Raw genomic sequence first — 19,917 nt, forward strand, 5'->3', positions numbered from 1 at the left:
GGTTTTATTCTCATAATTCCAGCGACCTCCATTATCTAGGCACTTATCGATATCTATCTGCTCACAACCGGTCACGCCAATCAGTAAGAACGCAAGTAAAAAAAACATCCTGAACATAATAAATTAATACCTCTGGTCTAATCCGCTTGGGCGAAAAGCTGAGCAAAGTTGGCTGCAGCTTTGACTGGGGTTGTATTGACCCCATGTCCTCCCATGGTTGTTCGCAATTTGATCCGCAGTTGATGCCGAAGCAGGATCCCCTTTGATATTTTGATCAGTCCATTCGCGAGTATTGCTAATGAGGCATGCCATATCGCTTCCACCCCATCCCCTTTGGCCCGCTTCACAGTTGGCTTTGCAATGGAAGTACTTGTCAGCACCTATTGTATTCGCCTTGCGCATGTCTATGTAATTGCTGCCAAAATCTCCAGTAGCATAGACTGCCCCTTTTCCATAATTGACAGCGGCTTTTGCACCTTCTTGAGTGGTTGGAGCGCCAGGTACTGGAAAGAAAGCACCGGCACCATCAAATAGACCATATAAATCCATTCTTGAAATTGGATTGCCTCTTACATACTCAAACGTATTCAGCCCACCCTCAAGCCCAATCGGATCACTCTCCACATAGCGCCCAGTCTCCGGATCATAGTCCCTGAAGTAGTTGTAGTTAAGGCCGCTGTGGCCGTCGTATTGCTGGCCGGGGAAGCGTAGGGGGATGTCGGTTTGGATGCCGTTGCCGTCCACGTCCTGGTTGGGCTTGCCGACGCCGAAGGCGTCGCTGTTCCAGCTCCAGAGCAGTTTCTGGCTCTGGTCGGTGGCCAGGCGTGGGGTGTTGAGGTGGTCGCTGTGCAGGTAGTACTTGGTGGTGCTGGCGACGGTGGTGCCGTTGCTGGCGTACTTCAGTTCGATACCCGCCAACGGCAGGCCGTCGAGCCAGATCCAGTATTGCGCCAGAGTCTTAATGCCGGTGGCACCGTACTGCACTTGCCCAAGCAACTGGCCATCTGCGCCATAGAGATAACTGGTGGTGTAGCTGATGGTTGCGCCGCTGTACACCCGCTTCAGGGTGCGCTGACCCAGGGCGTTATAGCTGTAGTCAACATACAGCGCAGTCGGGTTAAGCACCTGCTGCAGGCGGCCTTGTACGTTGTAGACGTAGGTCCGGCCGGCGAACTGCGTCAGGCTGTTGCCGGCGGCATCCAGCTGCACCACGACGCTGCCGCTTTTCAGCAGTCGATTGCTGGTGGTCGCGGTGGTGAGCGTTTGGGTGGCAAGCGGAGTCTCAACGCCAGCGGTGGCGCTGTAGCTGATGCGGCTTTTGCGGTTGCCGCTGGCGTCGTAGCTGTAGACCTTACGCTGGGCGGCGGCCTTTTCTTCAGTGAGGCGATCGAGGGCGTCGTAGCCGTAGTTCAGGTTGCCGAACAGGCTATGGCTGTGGCTACGGATATTGCCGTTGGCGTCGAAGCTGTATTTGCTCTGCCAGGAGCCGATGTCCTGCTGGGCCAGTTGATAGTCTTTGTCATATTGGCGCACAAGCTGAATGCCGTTGCCCCAGGTCAGACTCTTGAGTGGGCCGAATGGCAGGTAGCGGAGGTTGCTGGCGAGGCTGGTGGCCGGCTGTGTGCCCATGACCAAATTAACCCCGGTGACTTGACCGGCGCTGTTGCGCGGGTAAGTGACGCTGAAGCCGCCGGGGTAGCCGATGCCGGTCAGTTGGTTGGCAGCGTCGTAGGCGTACTTGAGGCTTTCATCCTTGGGCAGCGTGGCGACCGTCAATGAGCGGACCTGCTGCGTCAGGTTACCGCGCGCGTCGTAGCTGTAGCCGATCAGGCCGCCGGAGTCTTTGAGGGCCGTGAGCCGGCCGATGCCGTAGTTGCCGCCGGTGGTCATGTCATAGGCGTAGGTGACGTTCAGCGCGGGCTTGGCCGGGTAAGTGCGCGCGGTGAGGCGATTGAGGGCGTCGTACTTATAAAGGGTGACTACGCCACGGGCATCGGTCTTGCTGATGACGTTGCCGGCGGCATCGTGGGCGTAGCTGGTGGTGCCGCTGTCCGGGCTGATCAGTTGAGTCAGGTTGCCGAGGCCGTCGTAGACGTAGCGGGTGGTGACGCCGCGCGGGTCGCTGACCTGGGTCAGGTGGTCCTGGGCGTCATAGGCCAGGGCGGTGACGCCATTGAGCGGATCGGAGCTGGCGACCAGGCGGTCGAGGGCATCGTAGGCGCGGACGTGACTGTTCTGCTTGGGATTGGTCAGGGCGGTGGGGTTGTCATTGAGATCGTACTGGACGCGACTGGTCTGCCCGGCGGCGCCGACCGAACGGAGCAGGCGGCCCAGTTCGTCGTAGGCCCACTGCTGCTGTTGGGTAAGACTGCTGGAGGAGTCTTTGATCCGCTGCGCGGTGCGGTTGCCCATGGCGTCCAGGCTGTATTCGACGGTCTCGCCGAGGTTGTTGGCGATGCGGGTCAGGCGCCGCGCATGGTCCCAGGTGTAGGCCAGCCAGCTACCGTCACCGCGGGTGACCCGAGTGATCTGGCCCACGGCGTCGTGCTCGAAGGATGTGGTGCTGCCCGCCGTGCTGATCGAGGCCAGCCAGCCCTGCGGGGCATAGGTGAGGCTGGTGCTGACGCCGTTGGCGTCGGTGATGCTCTGTGGATGGCCGTCGGCGTCGTAGTTCGACAGCTGGGTGATATGGCCGAGGGCGTTGGTCACCTGGGTCAGGTTGCCCTGGGCGTCGTAGGCGTAGCGGGTGATGTCCGCCACATCGGTGCGCGGGCCGTCGGCGCTTTCGATCAGGCCGAGACTGTTGTAGCTATAGCTCCAACTGCGCTCGGCGGCTTGCAGCGGCAGGCCTGCGGCGCTGGCCAAGGCCACGACCAGCAGGGTGCGGGTTAGCTTCATGCTCATGGTTCAAGTCCTTCCTTGGGCTTAAAGGGCTGTGCTGGTCTGGCCGGTTTGGCGACCTTGGGCATCGTAGGTGTAGGTGGTCATGCGGCCGGGCTCGGTCACTGTCAGCGGCAGGTTGAGGGCCGCATGCCATGTGGTGGTAATCGTCCGAGCCTGCGGCGTGCCGGAGGCTTCGGTTCGGGCAACCTCCAGGCCGCGCTCGTTGTAATCGTAAGTGGTGACGAAGCCTTTGTTGTCGGTCTTGGTCTTGAGCAGGCCACGGGCGTCGTAGGTGAAGGTCGAGTTGCTGTTGGGGCAATTGGCCGAAGGTTCGCCTTCGATGGCGGTGATGCGCTTGGCTCCCTCAATGGTGACAAAACGGTAAGTTGTAGTTTTGCCTAGCTCATTGGTGACAGTGCGCGAGCCGTCAGAGTTATAAACGATGGTCTTCCGCTCGGCACCGCCAGCATGCTCGCTGGAAATAGCGCGGCCTTTGTCGTCATATGCCCAAGTTGCAAAGCGTATGCCGCGTTCGTCAGTAATCCCGGTAAGCAGGTTGAGGTCGCGACTATCTTCATAGTGGTAGCTGCGCCGCCTTACCTCGCCGCCAGAAGAGAGTTCAAACTGAACAAGGCGCTTGTTCGAGTTGTAGCTGTAGGTCGCTTTCACGGCGCCAGATTTAAGACTGAGCGGTTGTTTGTAAGCGTCCTCGGTAAAGGTAAGAGAGCGACCGAAACTATCCGTCACCGTCACTGCACCGCCTACATAGGTTAGCTTTCGCTCTAAGCCAGATGGGTCTTTCTGGAGAAGTAATCGCCCACTTGAGCTAAACACGAAGCTGTCATTATTGGGCGCCGTATACAGCCAATTAGTCGAGATCTTGGCTAGGCTGCCGAGTTCTGTTGGCTCGGCCGTAGCTATGCCGTTCTGAACAGTAAAGTAGCTCATCCTGCCGTCGGCTCTAGTCAAATAAATTTTATTTTGACCGAACTCCAAATTCGTGGAGTAGTTATGCCGCCAAAGGCCATCGAGACTGTTGTATGCGCGGCTAAAGGTTAATGGGTATGTACCGGAGGTCTGAAAATCCAGCTCTTCTTGGAACTTGTTGCCCACAGAGAAGTTTATGGGGTTTCCCGTGTAGCTTGAGGGGGGTTGAGCTGAATCGCAACTGCTGGGCGGGGCGCCTTTGTGCTCGCCGATATCGCGACCTGGCAGAACGCACTCATATATCAGCGCATTCGGGCCTACTGTCCTGGGGAATTTACCGTAGGGTGCTGGGCATGTCCAAGTAACCCCCGCACCCAGCGCCCCATTAATTGGATATGAACCGCGCTCTATGGCTCCTCCCGAAACACGCTTTGTTTGATAAAACACAGTTCGGTTTAGTGAATAGTAACTTGGCTCACCGTTTATCATGCCAGATCCAGGACCTGGCGTGGTAGATGTAACGAGGGCCTTATCGCAACCATATGTAGGCTTGGCTATGCAGACATTAAATCTATTTTCCTGCCATGAATTTATGTAGCTTACTATTCCCTCGAGCGTGTCGGTAATAATAGGCCGGTTATCCCATCCTGGAAATGTATACGTCCTCTTTGGCTCTACTGTTATAGAGCCCGCCATGGCAATCGCGCCTTGCAGCATCGAGAAAACTGCAACAAACGCTAATAAATACTTACTGCAAGCTTTAGTAATCAGGGACAGACCACGATTAGCGATCTGCTGCGCTTCGGACAATCTATCGAGCGCAAACAGGCGGATGTGATGCAAACTCTTGTTCATCTTCAATTCCCTTTGAAGTCAGCGATGGGTAATGCTCTGGCCGAGCTGTCGGCTTGGCTAGGCGCAGTGGTTGCGGATAATACGGTTCTGCTTGGGCACTGTCACCGCAAGAAGCGCTGCGTGCCCTCAGGTTCAGGCAGAAGGCGTGAGAGCTTTTTATCGGGTGATCGCCGGGCTGGCCTCAAGGCGAGGGGCTATTGGGCGGCCGGGAGTCTGGCCTTCGATTGCAGAAAGCCTGAGGTGATTGGCCCTATCGGCCAGCGCAGCTGTCGCGACCAAGGCCCCTCTCAGCAAAGCGGCACTGGGTTCTTGCTGCGGGATTGGTGACGTTCTCGGGTTCGGTTTCGCGGATAAATCCGCTCCTACAAAAACGCGTAGGGTGGGTTAGCCGCGTAGCGGCGTAACCCACCTGCTTGAGGAATTTCCAGCGGCCTACAAGGCTTTACAACGCTGGGTATCGCTACGCCCCACCCATCCTCAGTGGCTGCGGCTGGCAGCGCAGCCTACCGGCGATGACCACTCTTCCGTTCAGCCTTTAGCCTTCAGCGGCTTCTCGGTTTTTGGTGCGATCAATCGCAGCCTAGGCTTTCTCCTCGATCAACCAATCCATCCGCCAGCCGCCCTGGGTTTGCGCCAATTTCTCGGCCAACCAGGGCATTAGCTGCTTGAGCTCCTCCTCCAGCCCCCAGGGCGGGCTGGCGATGACCAGACCCGAGCCGTTCAGACCAAACTCGGCGCTGTCGACGGGATGCACGTACAACTCGACGCGCAGCAACTTGGGTGCGCCACTCTTGGCCAGGTCGTTATAGAAGCGCTTGAGCTGGCGCTGATCCTTGATCGGGTACCAGATCGCCGCCACCGTCTGGCGCATGCGACTGATCGCTTCCTTCAGCGCGTGCGCGCAGCGTTGCAACTCATCGGCCTGCTCGAAAGGCGGGTCGATCAGCAGCAACGCACGCTTCTCGGCCACCGGCAGCAACGCCCGCGGAATGTGCCAGCCTTCGCCCAGGTGCACCGCAACGCGGCGGTCGTGCTTCATATTGTCCTTGAGCAGGCGACCATCTTCCGGGTGTTTTTCATTCAGGTGCAGACGATCCTGCGGGCGCGTCAGCTGGCGCGCCAACTCGGGCGAACCCGGGTAGTAGCGCAGGCTGCCATTCGGGTTGAGCTCACGTAGCACGCGCAGGTAGTCGGCGGCCAACTCCGGCACATCGCCGGCCTCCCAGACGCGATTGACTCCCTCCAGCCACTCACCGGTGCGGCTGGCCTGGTCACCCTTGAGGTCGTACAGGCCGATGCCCGCGTGGCTGTCGAGGTAGGCGAACGGCTGTTCTTTACGCCCCATCAGGGCGATCAGACGGGACAGCAGCAAGTGCTTGAACACATCGGCATGATTGCCGGCGTGGAAGGCGTGGCGGTAGTTCATGGAAGGCTCCTCGCGAGGCGGCGAATTCTACCTATAAAGGCCCTGGCCCGCTCGCCTGTGGGTTTTGCGCCTTTATCACTCCGATGGATGTTGCTAGGCGCGGTTCATTCACCGACCTAGACTCCAGCGATCCCATTGGAGGTGCGCCCATGTCCGAGACCCTGCTCAGTTCCCGCAACCTGGCCTTCGAGCTGTACGAAGTACTGGACGCCGAAGCCCTGACCCAGCGCGAACGCTTCGCCGAGCACAACCGCGAAACCTTCGACGCCGCCCTCGGCACGGCACGCAGCATCGCGGAAAAATTCTTCGCCCCGCACAACCGCAAGGGCGACGAGCACGAGCCGGAGTATGTCGACGGCGCCGCCGTGCTGATCCCGGAAGTCAAACCGGCGGTCGACGCCTTCCTCGAGGCCGGCTTCCTGAATGCCACGCGCAGCTTCGAGCAAGGCGGGATGCAGCTGCCGACCCTGCTGTCGCAGGCCTGCTTCGCGCATTTCCAGGCGGCCAACGTCGGCAGCTCGGCCTACCCCTTCCTGACCATGGGCGCGGCCAACCTGATCGAGACCTTCGGCAACGAGGAGCAGAAGCAGCGCTTCCTGCAGCCGATGATCGAGGGTCGCTTCTTCGGCACCATGGGCCTGACCGAGCCGCACGCCGGTTCCTCCCTGGCGGATATCCGCACCCGCGCCGAGCCCGCAGAAGACGGTACTTACCGGATCAAGGGCAACAAGATCTTCATCTCCGGCGGCGATCACCCCTTGAGCGAGAACATCGTGCACATGGTACTGGCCAAGCTGCCGGACGCACCGCCCGGGGTGAAAGGCATCTCGCTGTTTATCGTGCCGAAGTTCCTGGTCGACGCCGACGGCTCCCTGGGCCCGCGCAACGACGTGCTCCTCGCCGGCCTGTTCCACAAGATGGGTTACCGCGGCACCACCTCCACCGCGCTGAATTTCGGCGATAACGGGGAATGCGTCGGCTATCTGGTGGGCAAGCCCCATCACGGCCTGGCCTACATGTTCCAGATGATGAACGAGGCGCGCATCGGCGTCGGCATGGGCGCGGTGATGCTCGGCTATGCCGGCTACCTGTATTCGCTGGACTACGCCCGCGAGCGCCCGCAAGGCCGGCTGCCGGACAGCAAAGACCCGACCACGGCGCCGGTCAGCATCGTCCAGCACGCCGATGTGAAACGCATGCTGCTGACCCAGAAGGCCTATGTCGAAGGCGCCTTCGACCTGGCGCTGTATGCCGCGCGCCTGGTCGACGACACCCTGACCCTGGAAACCGCGGAGGCCCGCCAGCAGGCCCATGAGCTGCTCGACCTGCTCACCCCGATCGTCAAGTCCTGGCCCTCGGAGTTCTGCCTGAAGGCCAACGAACTGGCGATCCAGATCCTCGGCGGCCACGGCTACACCCGCGAATACCCGGTGGAACAGTACTACCGCGACAACCGCCTGAACCCGATTCACGAAGGCACCCATGGCATCCAGTCGCTCGACCTGCTCGGCCGTAAGCTCGCGCAGCACGGCGGCGCCGGGCTCAAGCAGCTCACCGCACTGATCCAGGGCACCTGCCAGCGCGCCGGCCAGTACGCTTCGCTGAATACGCTGCGCGCACCGCTGGAAAAACTCCTCGCGCACCTGTCCAGCGTCACCCTGGCGCTGCTCGGCGACCTGGCCCAAGGCCAGGTCAGCCAAGGCCTGGCCAACTCGGCGCTGTACCTCAAGGCCTTCGGCCATGCGGTGATCGGCTGGCGCTGGCTGGAACAGGCGATCCGCGCCGAAGAGGGGCTGGCCAAAGGCAACGCCGCCGACCTCGACTTCTATAAGGGCAAGCTGCAGGCCGCGCGCTACTTCCTGACCTGGGAAGTCCCGAGCTGCCACCACGAGTTGGCGATCCTGGAAAACCGCGACGACACCTGCCTGACGATGCAGGACGCCTGGTTCTAGATCGCCCATAACCCTCGCAACCAATGCCCCGCCCTGTGCGGGGCGTTTTTTTGACAGGCCGTTCGAGGCACGGGTTAGAATCGCCTGGCATGGGTACTGCATACGCCGCACCTATTCCGTCTATCTGTTACCACCTGGAGCCCGCCCGTGGATGCAAGCGCCGTCAACAGCCTGTTTCTGATCGGTGCGCTGCTGGTGGCCGCGAGCATTCTGGTCAGCGCGTTCGGCTCGCGCTTCGGCATCCCGATCCTGGTGATTTTCCTCGCGGTCGGCATGCTCGCCGGCAGCGACGGCTTCGGCGGCATAGTCTTCAACGATTACTCCACCGCTTACCTGGTCGGTAACTTGGCGCTCGCGGTGATCTTGCTCGACGGCGGCCTGCGCACCCGCGTGTCGAGCTTTCGCGTGGCACTCTGGCCGGCCTTATCCCTGGCCACCGTCGGGGTGCTGGTGACTGCCGGACTGACCGGCGTCGCCGCCGCCTGGCTGTTCGACCTGAGCTGGCTGGAAGGCCTGTTGATCGGCGCCATCGTCGGCTCCACCGACGCCGCCGCGGTATTCTCCCTGCTCGGCGGGCGCGGGCTGAACGAGCGGGTCAGCGCCACCCTGGAGATCGAGTCCGGCAGCAACGACCCGATGGCGGTGTTCCTCACCGTGACCCTGATCGAGATGCTCGCCAGCGGCCAGAGCGGCTTCAGCTTCAGTTTCATCGGCCATCTCTTCAGCGAATTCGGCATCGGCGCCGTGCTCGGCCTCGGCGGCGGCTGGCTGCTGCTCCATTTGGTCAACCGCATTCATCTGGCTAACGGCCTCTATCCCTTGCTGGTGGTCAGTGGCGGCCTGCTGCTCTTCGCCCTGACCAACGCCGTCGGTGGCAGCGGCTTCCTCGCCGTCTACCTGTGCGGCCTGCTCCTGGGCAACCGGCCGATCCGCAGCCATCACGGCATCTTGCATATGCTCGACGGCCTGACCTGGCTCAGCCAGATCGGCATGTTCCTGGTGCTCGGCCTGTTGCTCACCCCCCACGAACTGCTGCCCATCGCCCTGCCGGCACTGGGTCTGGCGCTGTGGATGATTCTGTTCGCCCGCCCGCTGTCGGTGTTCCTCGGCCTATTGCCGTTCCGCGCCTTCCATGACCGCGAGAAGGCCTTCATCGCCTGGGTCGGCTTGCGCGGCGCGGTGCCGATCATTCTCGCGGTGTTCCCGCTGATGGCCGGGCTGCCGAATGCCCAGCTGTTCTTCAACGTGGCCTTCTTCATCGTCTTGGTCTCGCTGCTGTTGCAGGGCACCAGCCTGCCCTGGGTGGCCAAATGGCTGCGGGTCACGGTGCCACCGGACCCGGCCCCCATCTCGCGGGCCGGCCTGGAGATCCACCCGACCAGCCAGTGGGAGCTGTTCGTCTACCGCCTCGGCGCGGAGAAATGGTGCATCGGCGCCGCCCTGCGCGAGCTGCGGATGCCCGAGGGCACGCGCATCGCCGCGCTGTTCCGCAGCCGGGAGCTGCTGCACCCCTCCGGCAGCACCCGCCTGGAGGCCGGCGATATCCTCTGCGTGGTCGGCCACGAACATGACCTGCCGGCGCTCGGCAAGCTGTTCAGCCAGGCGCCGGAGCGCGGTATGGACCTGCGCTTCTTCGGCGACTTCGTCCTCGAAGGCGACGCCGAACTGGGCGCGGTGGCCGCGCTCTACGGCCTGAAACTCGAGGCTATCGACGGCAACCTGTCGCTCGGCCGCTTTATCGCCAATGAGATCGGTGGCGAACCGGTGGTCGGCGATCAGGTCGAGTGGAACGCCCTGACCTGGACGGTCGCCGTGATGGAGGGGAACAAGATCCGCAAAGTCGGCGTCAAATTCCCCGAAGGCAGCCGCCCCGGGCCAAGCCTGTTCCTCTAAACTCCATTCCTTCACGAGCCCCACGATCAGCCCCCATGCCATTTTTACCTAGCCTTTTTACTGCCAGCCTGCTCGCGCTATGCCTGAGTACCACGCCTCTGCAAGCCGCCGAGCCCCCGACTAGCCGCGACGTGCAGAGCAGCCTGGACGGCCTCGAGGCGCGCAAACTGCCCGAAGCCGAACAACAGGCCGTCAAACAAAGCCTCGACAACACCTTGCGCTGGCTCGCCGCTAAAGAGGATAGCGAGCAGCGCTTGCGCGACCTCAAGCAGAAACTGGCCGAAGCGCCGCGGCTGATCGGCGAAACCCAGCGCGAACTGACCAGGCTGAAAGCCAGCCCGCCCATCGTCATCGCCCAGCGCTATGCCAACAGCTCGGTGCAGCAACTGGAACAACAGTTAAGCGACCGCAGCAGCCAACTGAGCGACTGGCAGAAGGCAATCGCCGAGGCCAACAGCCAGATCATCACCGCCCAGACGCGCCCCGAACGCGCGCAGGCGGAAATCAGCAGCAACCAGACCCGTGCCCAGGAGCTCAACGGCCTCCTGAAGAATGGCAAAGACGGCGCTAAGCCGCTAAGCCCAGAGCGCCGCGACCTGCTCAACGCGGAACTCGCCGCGCTGACCGCGCAAACCTTGCTCCGCCGCCAAGAGTTGGCCGGCAACAACCTGCTGCAAGACCTCGGCAACAGCCAGCGCGATCTGCTGGGTGAACGCATCACCCGCGCGGAGCAGGAAAGCCGCGACCTGCAATCGCTGATCAACGACAAGCGCCTCGCGCAATCGGAACAGACCGTCGCCGAGCAGTCGCTGGAGGCGAAGAAGGCCGGCTCCGACAGCCTCCTGGCCAGCGAGAGCGATGCCAACCTCAAGCTCTCCGATTACCTGCTGCGCACCACCGACCGCCTCAACCAACTGACCCAGCAGAATCTGCAGACCAAGCAACAGCTGGACAGCCTCACCCAGAGCGACCAGGCCCTGGACGAGCAGATCAGCGTGCTCAAGGGCAGCCTGCTGCTGGCGAAGATTCTCTATCAGCAGAAGCAAGCGCTGCCGCAGCTCAAACTCGACCGCAACCTGGCCGATGAAATCGCCGACATCCGCCTCTACCAGTTCGAGGTCAGCCAGCAGCGCGAGCTGGTCAGCAATCCCACCACCTATGTCGAGCAGTTACTGGCCAAGCAACCGGCCGAAGAAGTCACCCTGCAATTGCGCAAGACCCTGCTGGAGCTGATCACCACCCGCAGCGAGCTGCTGGAGCGACTGAACCGTGAGCTGAATACCCTGCTCAACGAGTCGATCACCCTGCAACTGAACCAGAAGCAGCTGAAGAGCACGACGCAAGCCTTGCGCGCGACCCTCGACGAACAGATGTTCTGGATTCCCAGCAATAAAGTGCTGGATCTGAGCTGGTTCAAGCTCCTGCCCCAGCGGCTCGAGCTCCAGCTCCGCTCGATGCCCTGGGGCTCGGGGATCCGCGAGCTAGGCTCCGGCCTGAGCGACAACCCGTTGCTGTTCTTGCCGCTCTTGCTGCTGATCGGCGTGCTGCTGTGGAAGCGCGACTACCTCTCGCAAAAGCTGGCGGAGCTGCATCGGGACATTGGCCACTACAAGCACGACAGCCAGTTGCACACCCCCCTGGCGCTGTTGCTGAATGTCCTGCTGGCCCTGCCGGGCGCGCTGTTCCTCGCGCTGTGCGGCTTCGCCCTGCAAATGGACGCCCGGGGGCAGAACGCCACCCTGGGCGCCGCCCTGATGGAGATGGCCCAGGCCTGGCTGGTGTTCTATACCGCCTACCGCATCCTCGCGCCCGGCGGCGTCGCCGAATTGCACTTTCGCTGGGCTCGGCCGCAAGTCGAGTTCCTGCGTGTTCAGGCCCGCCGTCTGGGCCTGGTGGTCCTGGCGCTGGTCGCCATCGTCACCGTGGCCGAACATCAGCCGGCGGCCCTGGCCGAGGACGTCATCGGCATCGGCGTGGTCCTCACCTGTTATGCCTTGATGACCTGGCTGATGAGCCGGCTGCTGCTGAGCGGCCCGGTGGGCGAGCACCCCTCGGCCTTCCGCCTCTGGATCGTCGTAGGCTTCACCGCGCTACCGATCGCCCTCTTCATCGCCGTCGGCTTCGGCTACTACTACACCGCGCTCAAGCTCAGCGACCGCTTGATCAACACGCTCTACCTGCTGATGCTCTGGCTGGTGGTGGAGGCCGCCCTCGCCCGCGGTCTCGGCGTTGCGGCGCGACGCCTGGCTTATCAGCGCGCCCAGAGCAAGCGCCAGGCGCCGGTCAAGGAGGGGGCCGAAGGCGGCGAGGTGCTCGAGGTGCCGACCCTGGACATCGAGCAGATCAACCAGCAGTCCTTGCGCCTGATTCGTCTGGCCTTGCTCGGCGTATTCGTCGTCATGCTGTACTGGGTCTGGGCCGACCTGATCTCGGTCTTCGCCTACCTGGATAACGTCACCCTGTACGAATACACCAGCGGCACCGGCGTCACCGCCAGCCAAGTGCCGATCAGCCTCAGCGACCTGCTCGGCGCGCTGCTGATCATCGGCCTGACCGTGGCCCTGGCCGGCAACTTGCCGGGCCTGCTGGAAGTGTTGGTGCTGTCGCGCCTGAACCTGGCGCAGGGCAGCGCCTATGCCGCCACCACCCTGCTGTCCTATGCCATTGCCGGCATTGGCTTCGTCGCCAGCCTGTCGGCGCTGGGGGTCAGCTGGGACAAGCTGCAATGGCTGGTGGCCGCGCTCTCGGTCGGCCTGGGTTTCGGTCTGCAGGAGATCTTCGCCAACTTCATCTCCGGCCTGATCATCCTGTTCGAGCGCCCGGTGCGGATTGGCGACGTGGTGACCATCGGCAACCTGTCCGGCACGGTCAGCCGGATTCGGATCCGCGCCACCACCATCACCGATTTCGACCGCAAGGAAATCATCGTCCCGAACAAGACCTTCGTCACCGACCAACTGATCAACTGGTCGCTGACCGACACCGTCACCCGCGTCATCATCAAGGTCGGCGTGGCCTACGAGACCGATCTGCCACTGGCACGCAAGCTGATGATGCAAGCCTGCGTGGAGAACCCGCGAGTGCTGCGCGACCCGGAACCCTTGCTGTTCTTCCTCACCATCGGCGCCAACACCTTCGATTTCGAGCTGCGTTTCCATGTGCGCGAACTGGGCGACCGTAACCCGGCGACCGACGAGATCCTCACCCGCATCGCCCTGAGCTTCCGCGAGCAGGGTGTGGAGATGGCCTTCAACCAACTGGATATCTTCGTCAAGAACCTGCAAGGTCAGGAGGCCCAGTTGGTCGCCGGCAAACCGCTTCCGCCACCACAACCGCAGCTGTCCTAGCGGGCAGGCGCCTGGACGCACTCCAGTAATTCCGAGGACAATACTCGGAATTACTGGAGGCGCATCTTGTTGAAGTCGCTCACCGACCTGACCTTCGATAACCGCTTCGCCCGCCTGGGCGATGCCTTCTCGACCGCAGTGTTACCCGAACCCATAGCCGAGCCACGCCTGGTCGTCGCCAGCACGGCGGCGCTGGCCCTGCTCGATCTCGACCCGGCTCAGGCTGAAGAGCCGGTGTTCGCCGAACTGTTCAGCGGGCACAAACTCTGGGAACACGCCGAGCCACGGGCGATGGTCTATTCCGGACATCAGTTCGGCTCCTACAACCCGCGCCTGGGCGATGGCCGTGGCCTGTTGCTGGGCGAAGTCCTGAATGACGCGGGCGAGCACTGGGACCTGCACCTCAAGGGCGCCGGGCAGACGCCCTACTCACGCATGGGCGATGGCCGCGCCGTGCTGCGTTCGTCGATCCGCGAGTTTCTCGCCTCGGAAGCCCTGCATGCGCTCGGCATTCCCAGCAACCGGGCGCTCTGCGTGACCGCCTCGAGCACCCCGGTCTGGCGCGAGAAACAGGAGCGTGCGGCCATGCTGCTGCGCCTGGCACCGAGCCACGTGCGCTTCGGCCACTTCGAGTACTTCTACTACACCAAACAGCCGGAACTACTGAAGCAGCTCGGCGAGCACGTGCTCAACTGCCATTTCCCCGCCTGCCTGCAGCAGCCCGAACCCTACCTGGCCTTCTTCCGTGAAGTGGTCGAGCGCAACGCCGAGCTGATCGCCTACTGGCAAGCCTACGGCTTCTGCCACGGGGTGATGAACACCGACAACATGTCGATCCTCGGCATCACCTTCGACTACGGCCCCTATGCCTTTCTCGATGATTTCGACGCCAACCACATCTGCAACCACTCGGATGACAGCGGCCGCTACTCCTTCAGCAACCAGGTGCCGATCGCCCACTGGAACCTCTGCGCGCTGGCCCAGGCGCTAACGCCGTTCATCGGCGTCGACCAGCTGCGGGAGAGCCTCAACCTGTTCCTGCCGCTGTACCAGGCCCATTACCTCGACCTGATGCGCCGCCGCCTGGGCTTGAGCCAGGCCGATGAGCAAGACGCGGCCTTGGTCGAACGCCTGCTGCAACTGATGCAGGGCAGTCCGGTGGATTACAGCCGGTTCTTCCGCGAACTCGGCGACAGCGCCCCGAGCGTGGCGCTCAAGCGCCTGCGTGAAGACTTCATCGATTTGGCGGGTTTCGATGCCTGGGCCGCCGACTATCAGGCCCGCAGCGCCGCGGAAGGCGTCAGCCAGGCGGACCGGCAACGCCGCATGCACGCGGTCAACCCGCGCTACATCCTGCGCAATTACCTGGCACAACTGGCCATCGACGCCGCCGAACAAGGCGACTACAGCGAAGTGCGGCGCCTGCATGCGGTGCTCAGCAACCCCTTCGAGGAGCAGCCCGGCATGGAGCGTTACGCCGAGCGTCCACCGGAATGGGGCAAGCGCCTGGAGATCAGCTGCTCGTCCTGACACGCCCCCTTGCAGCAGCCAGCCCGGCGTTATTTTCCAGGCGCTAACAACCACTCCAGCCCCATCGCCACATGCCGCTCGCTGCTGTCGATCAGCGGCAAGGGGCTGGTTACGCCCTCCAGCAGCAGGCCAATTTCCGTGCAACCGAGAATCGCCGCCTCGGCCCCTTCTGCGCGCAGGCGCTCCAAGCTTTGCAGATAGAAGCTGCGCGCAGGCGCATTGAACTGCCCACAACACAGCTCCTGAAAAATCACCCGATCGAGCTCGACCTGGTCCGACGCCTCTGGCACCAGCACCTGGATACCGAAGCGCGCGCTTAACCGCTCACGGTAGAACGCCTCCTGCATGGTGAAGCGGGTGCCGAGCAAGGCCGCCCGCTGCACACCGTCCAGCTGCAGGGCCTGGCCCACCGCATCACCGATATGCAGCAGGGGAATCGTCAGCGCGGCTTCGATCGCCGGCGCGACCTTGTGCATGGTGTTGGTCGCCAGCAGCAGAGCCGTCGCCCCGGCACGCTGCAGGCCCTCGGCCGCACGGGCCAAACGCTCACCTGCGGCAACCCAGTCGCCGGTTTGCTGCAACGCGGCGATTTCCGCGAAATCCACCGAATGCACCAGCAACGGCGCCGAATGCAGACCACCCAGGCGCTCACGCACGCCCTGATTCAATAGCCGATAGTAGGTTGCCGTGGACTCCCAACTCATCCCACCCAGCACGCCCAGTGTACGCATCGCATTGTCCTTCTTTAGTCCATCTGTGAGCCTAACCCCCTGGACAGAGTGGTCACCAGATACAGGCAGCGCCCCGGCGAGCGGTACAGCGGCTCTCAATAACCTAAAAGCATATAATGCTGCTCAATTATTCTTAGACTCTCTAAGCAAAGCCCACTATCTTGGCGCCCGTGCGGCAAACCGCCCGTCATCTTCCAGCCCAGGCTAGCTGTACATGAAAATCCGCGATCTCGACTTCACCGCTAACCCGATCAATGCCGAACACGAGGCATTGGGTTTACCGCCAGTTGAAGATCTCGTCTCGCACCCCGCCAATCACCCAATACTCAGAGCGGCCATGTGGCTGGCGATTGCCATACTGCTCAGTCTGCTGTCGTTCCTGGCCTGGCGCCTGTTCTTCGGCGACCATGAAAGCAGCGGCCTCGAGATCATCGAGGGCGCGCTGCACAGCCCGCTGTTCTGGAGCGCCGTGGCCGTCGGCTTTTTCGCCCAGGCCATCGATGGCGCCCTCGGCATGGCCTACGGCATTACTGCCACGACCTTTTTATTGGGCGCTGGCGCCTCGCCTGCCGCGGCCAGTGCCAGCGTGCATATCGCCGAAGTCTTCACCACCGGTTTGTCGGGCATCTCTCACGTCAAATTGGGCAACGTCAACAAATCCCTGTTTCTGCGCCTGCTGATCCCCGGCATCATCGGTGCCGTATTGGGCGCGGTGGTCATCACCCAATTCGATGGCAAGGCGCTGAAGCCGTTTATCTCCGCCTATCTGTTGTTAATGGGGCTGTACATTCTGAGCAAGGCGTATCGGCATGTGTTGCACAGCAAACAGCCCAAACACACGGCCAAGCTGGCCCTGTTCGGCGGCTTCGTCGATGCCGCCGGTGGCGGTGGCTGGGGCCCGGTGGTGACCAGCACCCTGCTCGGCTCCGGCAGCGATCCGCGCACCACCATCGGCTCGGTCAACTTTGCCGAGTTCTTCCTGACCATCGCCAGCGCCACGTCCTTCATCCTCCTGGCCGGTCAGCCGAGCACCTGGCTATTGGTCGCCGGGCTGGTATTCGGCGGCTTGTTTGCGGCGCCGTTTGCCGCACTGCTGTGCAAAAAGCTCCACGCCAAGACCCTGCTGACGATGATCGGCAGCCTGATTAGCCTGCTCAGCGCCTACAACGTGTACACGGCACTGGCCTAACGGGCTGGTCGCCGAACGATTTGTCACGGCCGGCATAAGCTTAGGTTCAACTGATTTAGAGCCGCCGCCGCAACGCGGGCCAGGACTGATTGACCGCCTCGCCCCAGCCGGCCAACTTGATAGCCGTCGGCCGCGGCTCCAGATAGTAGGCCTACCGCCCTGGAGCCTGTTATGCCCGCCCCTCTGCTGATTCCCTGCCCGCACTGCAACGGCCTCAACCGCATCCCCGGCGAACGCCTCGGTGATACACCGCGCTGCGGTCGCTGCAAAGGCGAGGTCCTGCCCGGTAAACCCTTCGACCTGACGCACAGCAGCTACGCCAGCCAGCTCAAAGGCGACCTGCCGCTGCTGCTGGATGTCTGGGCCGGTTGGTGCGGGCCCTGCCAAGCTTTTGCGCCGATCTTCCAGCAGGCCGCCGGGCAATTAGTTGGGCGCTGCCGCCTGGCCAAGCTCGACAGCGAAGCCAATCAACCGCTGTCGGCACAACTGGGCGTGCGCTCGATCCCCAGCCTGATCCTGTTCAAGGGCGCTCGTGAACTGGCACGCCAGGGCGGCGCCCTGCCGTTGCCGCAGCTGCTGGCCTGGCTACACAGCCACGGCATCTGAACACCCAGCGCTCTGCAAAACCCTGTGTGAGCATTTCGGTCAGCCGCGGCGAGCACCGCGGTCATTGCCGCAGGGTGGGTAACGGCTAGGCTGGGGAACCATCGATAAGAAGGAGCACGCCATGCCGTTTCCCATTGAGATCGCCCGCCAGTTCACCGAAGAAAAGATCGCCTTCGTCAAACGCATGAACCTCAAGGCCGAGGTGCTCGAGCCGGGCTTCGTCCGCCTGCGCGTGCCCTTGGCGGGCAACGAGAACCACATCGGCAGCATGTACGCCGGCGCGCTGTTCACCCTGGCGGAAATCCCTGGCGGTGCGCTGTTTATCACCAGCTTCGATGCCAGCCGCTTCTACCCCATAGTCAAAGAAATGAACCTGCGCTTCCGTCGCCCGGCCACCGGCGATATCTGGGTCGAGGCGCGCCTCGGCGCGGAAGACATCGAACGCCTGCAAGCAGAGGCGACGAGCCACGGCAAAGCCGAGTATTCGCTGGAGCTGAAGCTGCTCGATGCTAGCGGCCAAGTAGTGGCCGAAAGCCGCGGCCTCTATCAATTGCGTGCGCACTGACGCATGACCTTGCTCTAGATCAAAATGGCAACTATTGAATATAGGTTAACTCCCTGAAGAATCGAGTCGGCCAAGCGCACGGAGGGGTCGCCCCATGGTCATCAAACATATCCTTATCGCCCATGACTTACGCAGCACGGCGGATCTCGCGCTACGCCGTGCCGCCCAACTGGCGCGCCAGCATCACGCCCGCCTGACCCTGCTGCATGTCATCGAGAACCCGCAGCCGGCTGCCGTACGGGAAAAAGCCGAGCAGGCGCTCGATAGCAGCCTGACCCGCTTCGCGCCGCCCGGCAGCGAGCTGCGCCTGCAGATCGGCCACCCGGCCGATGTGGTCTTGAGCCAGATTCAGGAACTGCAAGCCGATCTGCTGGTGCTCGGCGCCCATCATCATCGCCACGAGTTCTTCTCCGGCACTACCCTCGACCGCATCGCCCGCGGCTGTCCGATCCCGCTGCTGCTGGCCTCGGTCGACGACGACAGGCCCTACCAGCGCGCCCTGGCCGCCTTGAATTTTTCCGTCTGCGCCTGCAATGCGTTCGGCCATGCCTACCGCCTGCTGCCGACAGCGGCCGAACTGCATGCCCTGCACGTGTTCGAGGCGCCCAGGGGCAACCCAGCGGAAGTCGAGGCCCTGCTCGCCACCCAACGCATGCTGATCGAGCAATTGCTGCTCGACGAAACGCGGAACCTGCCGGCCAAGGGGCCCAGGCTCAGCCACGAGGTCCAGTTGGGCAGCCTGCCGCGCACGCTGCATGAGGCCATCGGCACCCACCAGCCGCAACTCCTGGTGCTCGGCAGCCATGGCCGCAGCGCCCTGTTCCAGGCCCTGCTCGGCAGCCTGGCGCAACACTGCCTGCACAAGGCGCCCTGCGATGTGCTGGTGACGCGGTAGCGCACGAGCGGTCAAACGATAAAGGGCGCCGAGGGGCGCCCTTTATTTTTGCAGCGGGCTGTTAGCCCTCGCTTTCCAGCAAACGGTGCAGCTCGACGAACTGCTGAGTCAGCTTGTGCCGCGGCTCGAGGAAGATCAGCGGGGTGCAAGCCTGGTGCGACTCGCGCATCTTCACCGAGCTACTCAGATACACCGGCAACACCGGCAGATTCTCGGCGATCAGCTCATCCAGCAACTGCTGCGGCAGCGTCGCGCGCGGCTGGAACTGATTGACCACTATGCCCTCGACTTCCAGCCCCTCGTTGTGGTCCTCCTTCAGTTCGTCGATCTCGGCGAGCAGGCCATACAGCGCCTGACGCGAGAAACTGTCGCAATCGAAGGGGATCAGGCAGCGGTCGGCGGCGATCAGCGCGGAAACCGTGTAGAAGTTCAGCGCCGGCGGGGTGTCCAGGTAGATCCGGTCGTAGTCCTCGGCCAAGTCATCCAGCAGCTTTCGCAGCTTGTTGATCTTGTGCTTGGCCTCGAGCTTGGGCTGCAGATCGGCCAGCTCGGCGGTGGCGGTGACCACATGCAGGTTGTCGAACGGGGTCTCGTAGATATCGACCTTGCCCTTCCTGGCAAAAGCCCCGGCGGCCAGGGTCTGCTTGAAAAAGTCGGCGATGCCCATGGGAATCTCGTCGCCGGTCAGGCCGGTGAGATACTGCGTCGAGTTGGCCTGCGAATCCAGGTCGACCAACAGCGTGCGATGCCCCTGTGCCGCACTCACCGCCGCCAGGTTGCAAGCGATACTGGACTTACCCACCCCGCCTTTCTGATTGAATACCACGCGCCGCATATCGCACCTCCCTGAGCCACTCGAATAGCCTGGGATTCTAAGCAAAGCGCGTGACGAGGGCGAGGTGGATAGTCGAACGGTGACCAGTGGCGCGGTTATTTCCCGCAAATACCGGCACACTGGCCGCCCATTTGCGCAGTTGGCGGGCAAAATGCGGCTTTTCGCCGTCATCGACAGGCCCGCGCCTCGCCCGGAATAATGCAGCCAACGTTTGCCTGAGGGTCGCAGGGCCTGGATAATGCCCGCCCTTTGCTATGGCGCTATCGACAAGGCCTTTGTCGTT

At 62.5% G+C, this 19,917-nt stretch carries 13 protein-coding genes; 8 read left to right on the forward strand and 5 right to left on the reverse strand.

Annotated elements, in window-relative coordinates:
- Window positions 1–123: 123 nt before the first annotated feature.
- The 3 genes from FFS12_RS11515 to FFS12_RS11525 all read right to left on the reverse strand — a co-directional run bounded on the left by FFS12_RS11515 (window position 124) and on the right by FFS12_RS11525 (window position 6,091).
- Window positions 124–2,904: an RHS repeat-associated core domain-containing protein gene (locus tag FFS12_RS11515; RefSeq protein WP_137886944.1), complete on the reverse strand. Its 2,781-nt coding sequence runs from the start codon at window positions 2,902–2,904 to the stop codon at window positions 124–126.
- Window positions 2,905–2,925: 21 nt separating this feature from the next.
- A complete protein-coding gene (locus FFS12_RS20215; protein WP_256657370.1) occupies window positions 2,926–4,665 on the reverse strand; it encodes a DUF6531 domain-containing protein in 1,740 nt (579 codons plus the stop codon).
- A 580-nt stretch (window positions 4,666–5,245) separates the two neighbouring features.
- Window positions 5,246–6,091, reverse strand: coding sequence for a 23S rRNA (adenine(2030)-N(6))-methyltransferase RlmJ (locus FFS12_RS11525; protein WP_137886945.1), 846 nt, complete (start codon window positions 6,089–6,091; stop codon window positions 5,246–5,248).
- A gap of 149 nt (window positions 6,092–6,240) precedes the next feature.
- Between FFS12_RS11525 and FFS12_RS11530 the strand changes: the two genes are divergently transcribed.
- From FFS12_RS11530 to selO, 4 genes are all read left to right on the forward strand, one after another.
- Window positions 6,241–8,043: an acyl-CoA dehydrogenase gene (locus FFS12_RS11530; RefSeq protein WP_137886946.1), complete on the forward strand. Its 1,803-nt coding sequence runs from the start codon at window positions 6,241–6,243 to the stop codon at window positions 8,041–8,043.
- A 147-nt stretch (window positions 8,044–8,190) separates the two neighbouring features.
- The gene (locus FFS12_RS11535) at window positions 8,191–9,936 is read left to right on the forward strand and encodes a potassium/proton antiporter (protein WP_137886947.1); all 1,746 of its coding nucleotides are present in this window, start codon (window positions 8,191–8,193) and stop codon (window positions 9,934–9,936) included.
- Window positions 9,937–9,971: 35 nt separating this feature from the next.
- Window positions 9,972–13,283 (forward strand): mechanosensitive channel MscK, encoded by a 3,312-nt coding sequence (mscK, locus tag FFS12_RS11540; RefSeq protein ID WP_137886948.1) that lies wholly within the window; start codon window positions 9,972–9,974, stop codon window positions 13,281–13,283.
- 69 nt (window positions 13,284–13,352) lie between these two features.
- On the forward strand, window positions 13,353–14,813 hold the full coding sequence (gene selO / locus FFS12_RS11545) for a protein adenylyltransferase SelO (RefSeq protein ID WP_137886972.1): 1,461 nt from the start codon (window positions 13,353–13,355) through the stop codon (window positions 14,811–14,813).
- Window positions 14,814–14,842: 29 nt separating this feature from the next.
- On the opposite strand, the gene FFS12_RS11550 is transcribed toward selO, so the two are convergent.
- Window positions 14,843–15,544, reverse strand: coding sequence for an aspartate/glutamate racemase family protein (locus tag FFS12_RS11550; RefSeq protein WP_137818662.1), 702 nt, complete (start codon window positions 15,542–15,544; stop codon window positions 14,843–14,845).
- A 214-nt stretch (window positions 15,545–15,758) separates the two neighbouring features.
- Between FFS12_RS11550 and FFS12_RS11555 the strand changes: the two genes are divergently transcribed.
- The 4 genes from FFS12_RS11555 (at window position 15,759) to FFS12_RS11570 (ending at window position 18,799) form a co-directional block, all read left to right on the forward strand.
- The gene (locus FFS12_RS11555; RefSeq protein ID WP_137886949.1) at window positions 15,759–16,733 is read left to right on the forward strand and encodes a sulfite exporter TauE/SafE family protein; all 975 of its coding nucleotides are present in this window, start codon (window positions 15,759–15,761) and stop codon (window positions 16,731–16,733) included.
- Between the two features lie 171 nt (window positions 16,734–16,904).
- Window positions 16,905–17,339 (forward strand): thioredoxin TrxC, encoded by a 435-nt coding sequence (gene trxC, locus FFS12_RS11560; RefSeq protein WP_137886950.1) that lies wholly within the window; start codon window positions 16,905–16,907, stop codon window positions 17,337–17,339.
- A 121-nt stretch (window positions 17,340–17,460) separates the two neighbouring features.
- Window positions 17,461–17,904, forward strand: a complete 444-nt coding sequence (locus FFS12_RS11565; RefSeq protein ID WP_137886951.1) for a YiiD C-terminal domain-containing protein — start codon at window positions 17,461–17,463, stop codon at window positions 17,902–17,904.
- A 94-nt stretch (window positions 17,905–17,998) separates the two neighbouring features.
- A complete protein-coding gene (locus FFS12_RS11570) occupies window positions 17,999–18,799 on the forward strand; it encodes a universal stress protein (protein WP_137886952.1) in 801 nt (266 codons plus the stop codon).
- Window positions 18,800–18,860: 61 nt separating this feature from the next.
- Here FFS12_RS11570 and FFS12_RS11575 read toward each other — a convergent pair whose 3' ends face one another.
- Window positions 18,861–19,634: a ParA family protein gene (locus FFS12_RS11575; protein ID WP_137818667.1), complete on the reverse strand. Its 774-nt coding sequence runs from the start codon at window positions 19,632–19,634 to the stop codon at window positions 18,861–18,863.
- Window positions 19,635–19,917 lie beyond the last annotated feature (283 nt).

Origin of the sequence: Pseudomonas sp. 2FE, assembly GCF_005503735.1 — a bacterium.
Classification (GTDB): Bacteria; Pseudomonadota; Gammaproteobacteria; order Pseudomonadales; family Pseudomonadaceae; genus Aquipseudomonas.

What these genes read in the sequence shown, in the direction of transcription:
- FFS12_RS11515 (WP_137886944.1), bottom strand. Translation starts at nt 2,904, where the DNA reads ATGAGCATGAAGCTAACCCGCACCCTGCTGGTCGTGGCCTTGGCCAGC.
- FFS12_RS20215 (WP_256657370.1), bottom strand. Translation starts at nt 4,665, where the DNA reads ATGAACAAGAGTTTGCATCACATCCGCCTGTTTGCGCTCGATAGATTG.
- FFS12_RS11525 (WP_137886945.1), bottom strand. Translation starts at nt 6,091, where the DNA reads ATGAACTACCGCCACGCCTTCCACGCCGGCAATCATGCCGATGTGTTC.
- FFS12_RS11530 (WP_137886946.1), top strand. Translation starts at nt 6,241, where the DNA reads ATGTCCGAGACCCTGCTCAGTTCCCGCAACCTGGCCTTCGAGCTGTAC.
- mscK (WP_137886948.1), top strand. Translation starts at nt 9,972, where the DNA reads ATGCCATTTTTACCTAGCCTTTTTACTGCCAGCCTGCTCGCGCTATGC.
- FFS12_RS11550 (WP_137818662.1), bottom strand. Translation starts at nt 15,544, where the DNA reads ATGCGTACACTGGGCGTGCTGGGTGGGATGAGTTGGGAGTCCACGGCA.
- FFS12_RS11555 (WP_137886949.1), top strand. Translation starts at nt 15,759, where the DNA reads ATGAAAATCCGCGATCTCGACTTCACCGCTAACCCGATCAATGCCGAA.
- trxC (WP_137886950.1), top strand. Translation starts at nt 16,905, where the DNA reads ATGCCCGCCCCTCTGCTGATTCCCTGCCCGCACTGCAACGGCCTCAAC.
- FFS12_RS11565 (WP_137886951.1), top strand. Translation starts at nt 17,461, where the DNA reads ATGCCGTTTCCCATTGAGATCGCCCGCCAGTTCACCGAAGAAAAGATC.
- FFS12_RS11570 (WP_137886952.1), top strand. Translation starts at nt 17,999, where the DNA reads ATGGTCATCAAACATATCCTTATCGCCCATGACTTACGCAGCACGGCG.
- FFS12_RS11575 (WP_137818667.1), bottom strand. Translation starts at nt 19,634, where the DNA reads ATGCGGCGCGTGGTATTCAATCAGAAAGGCGGGGTGGGTAAGTCCAGT.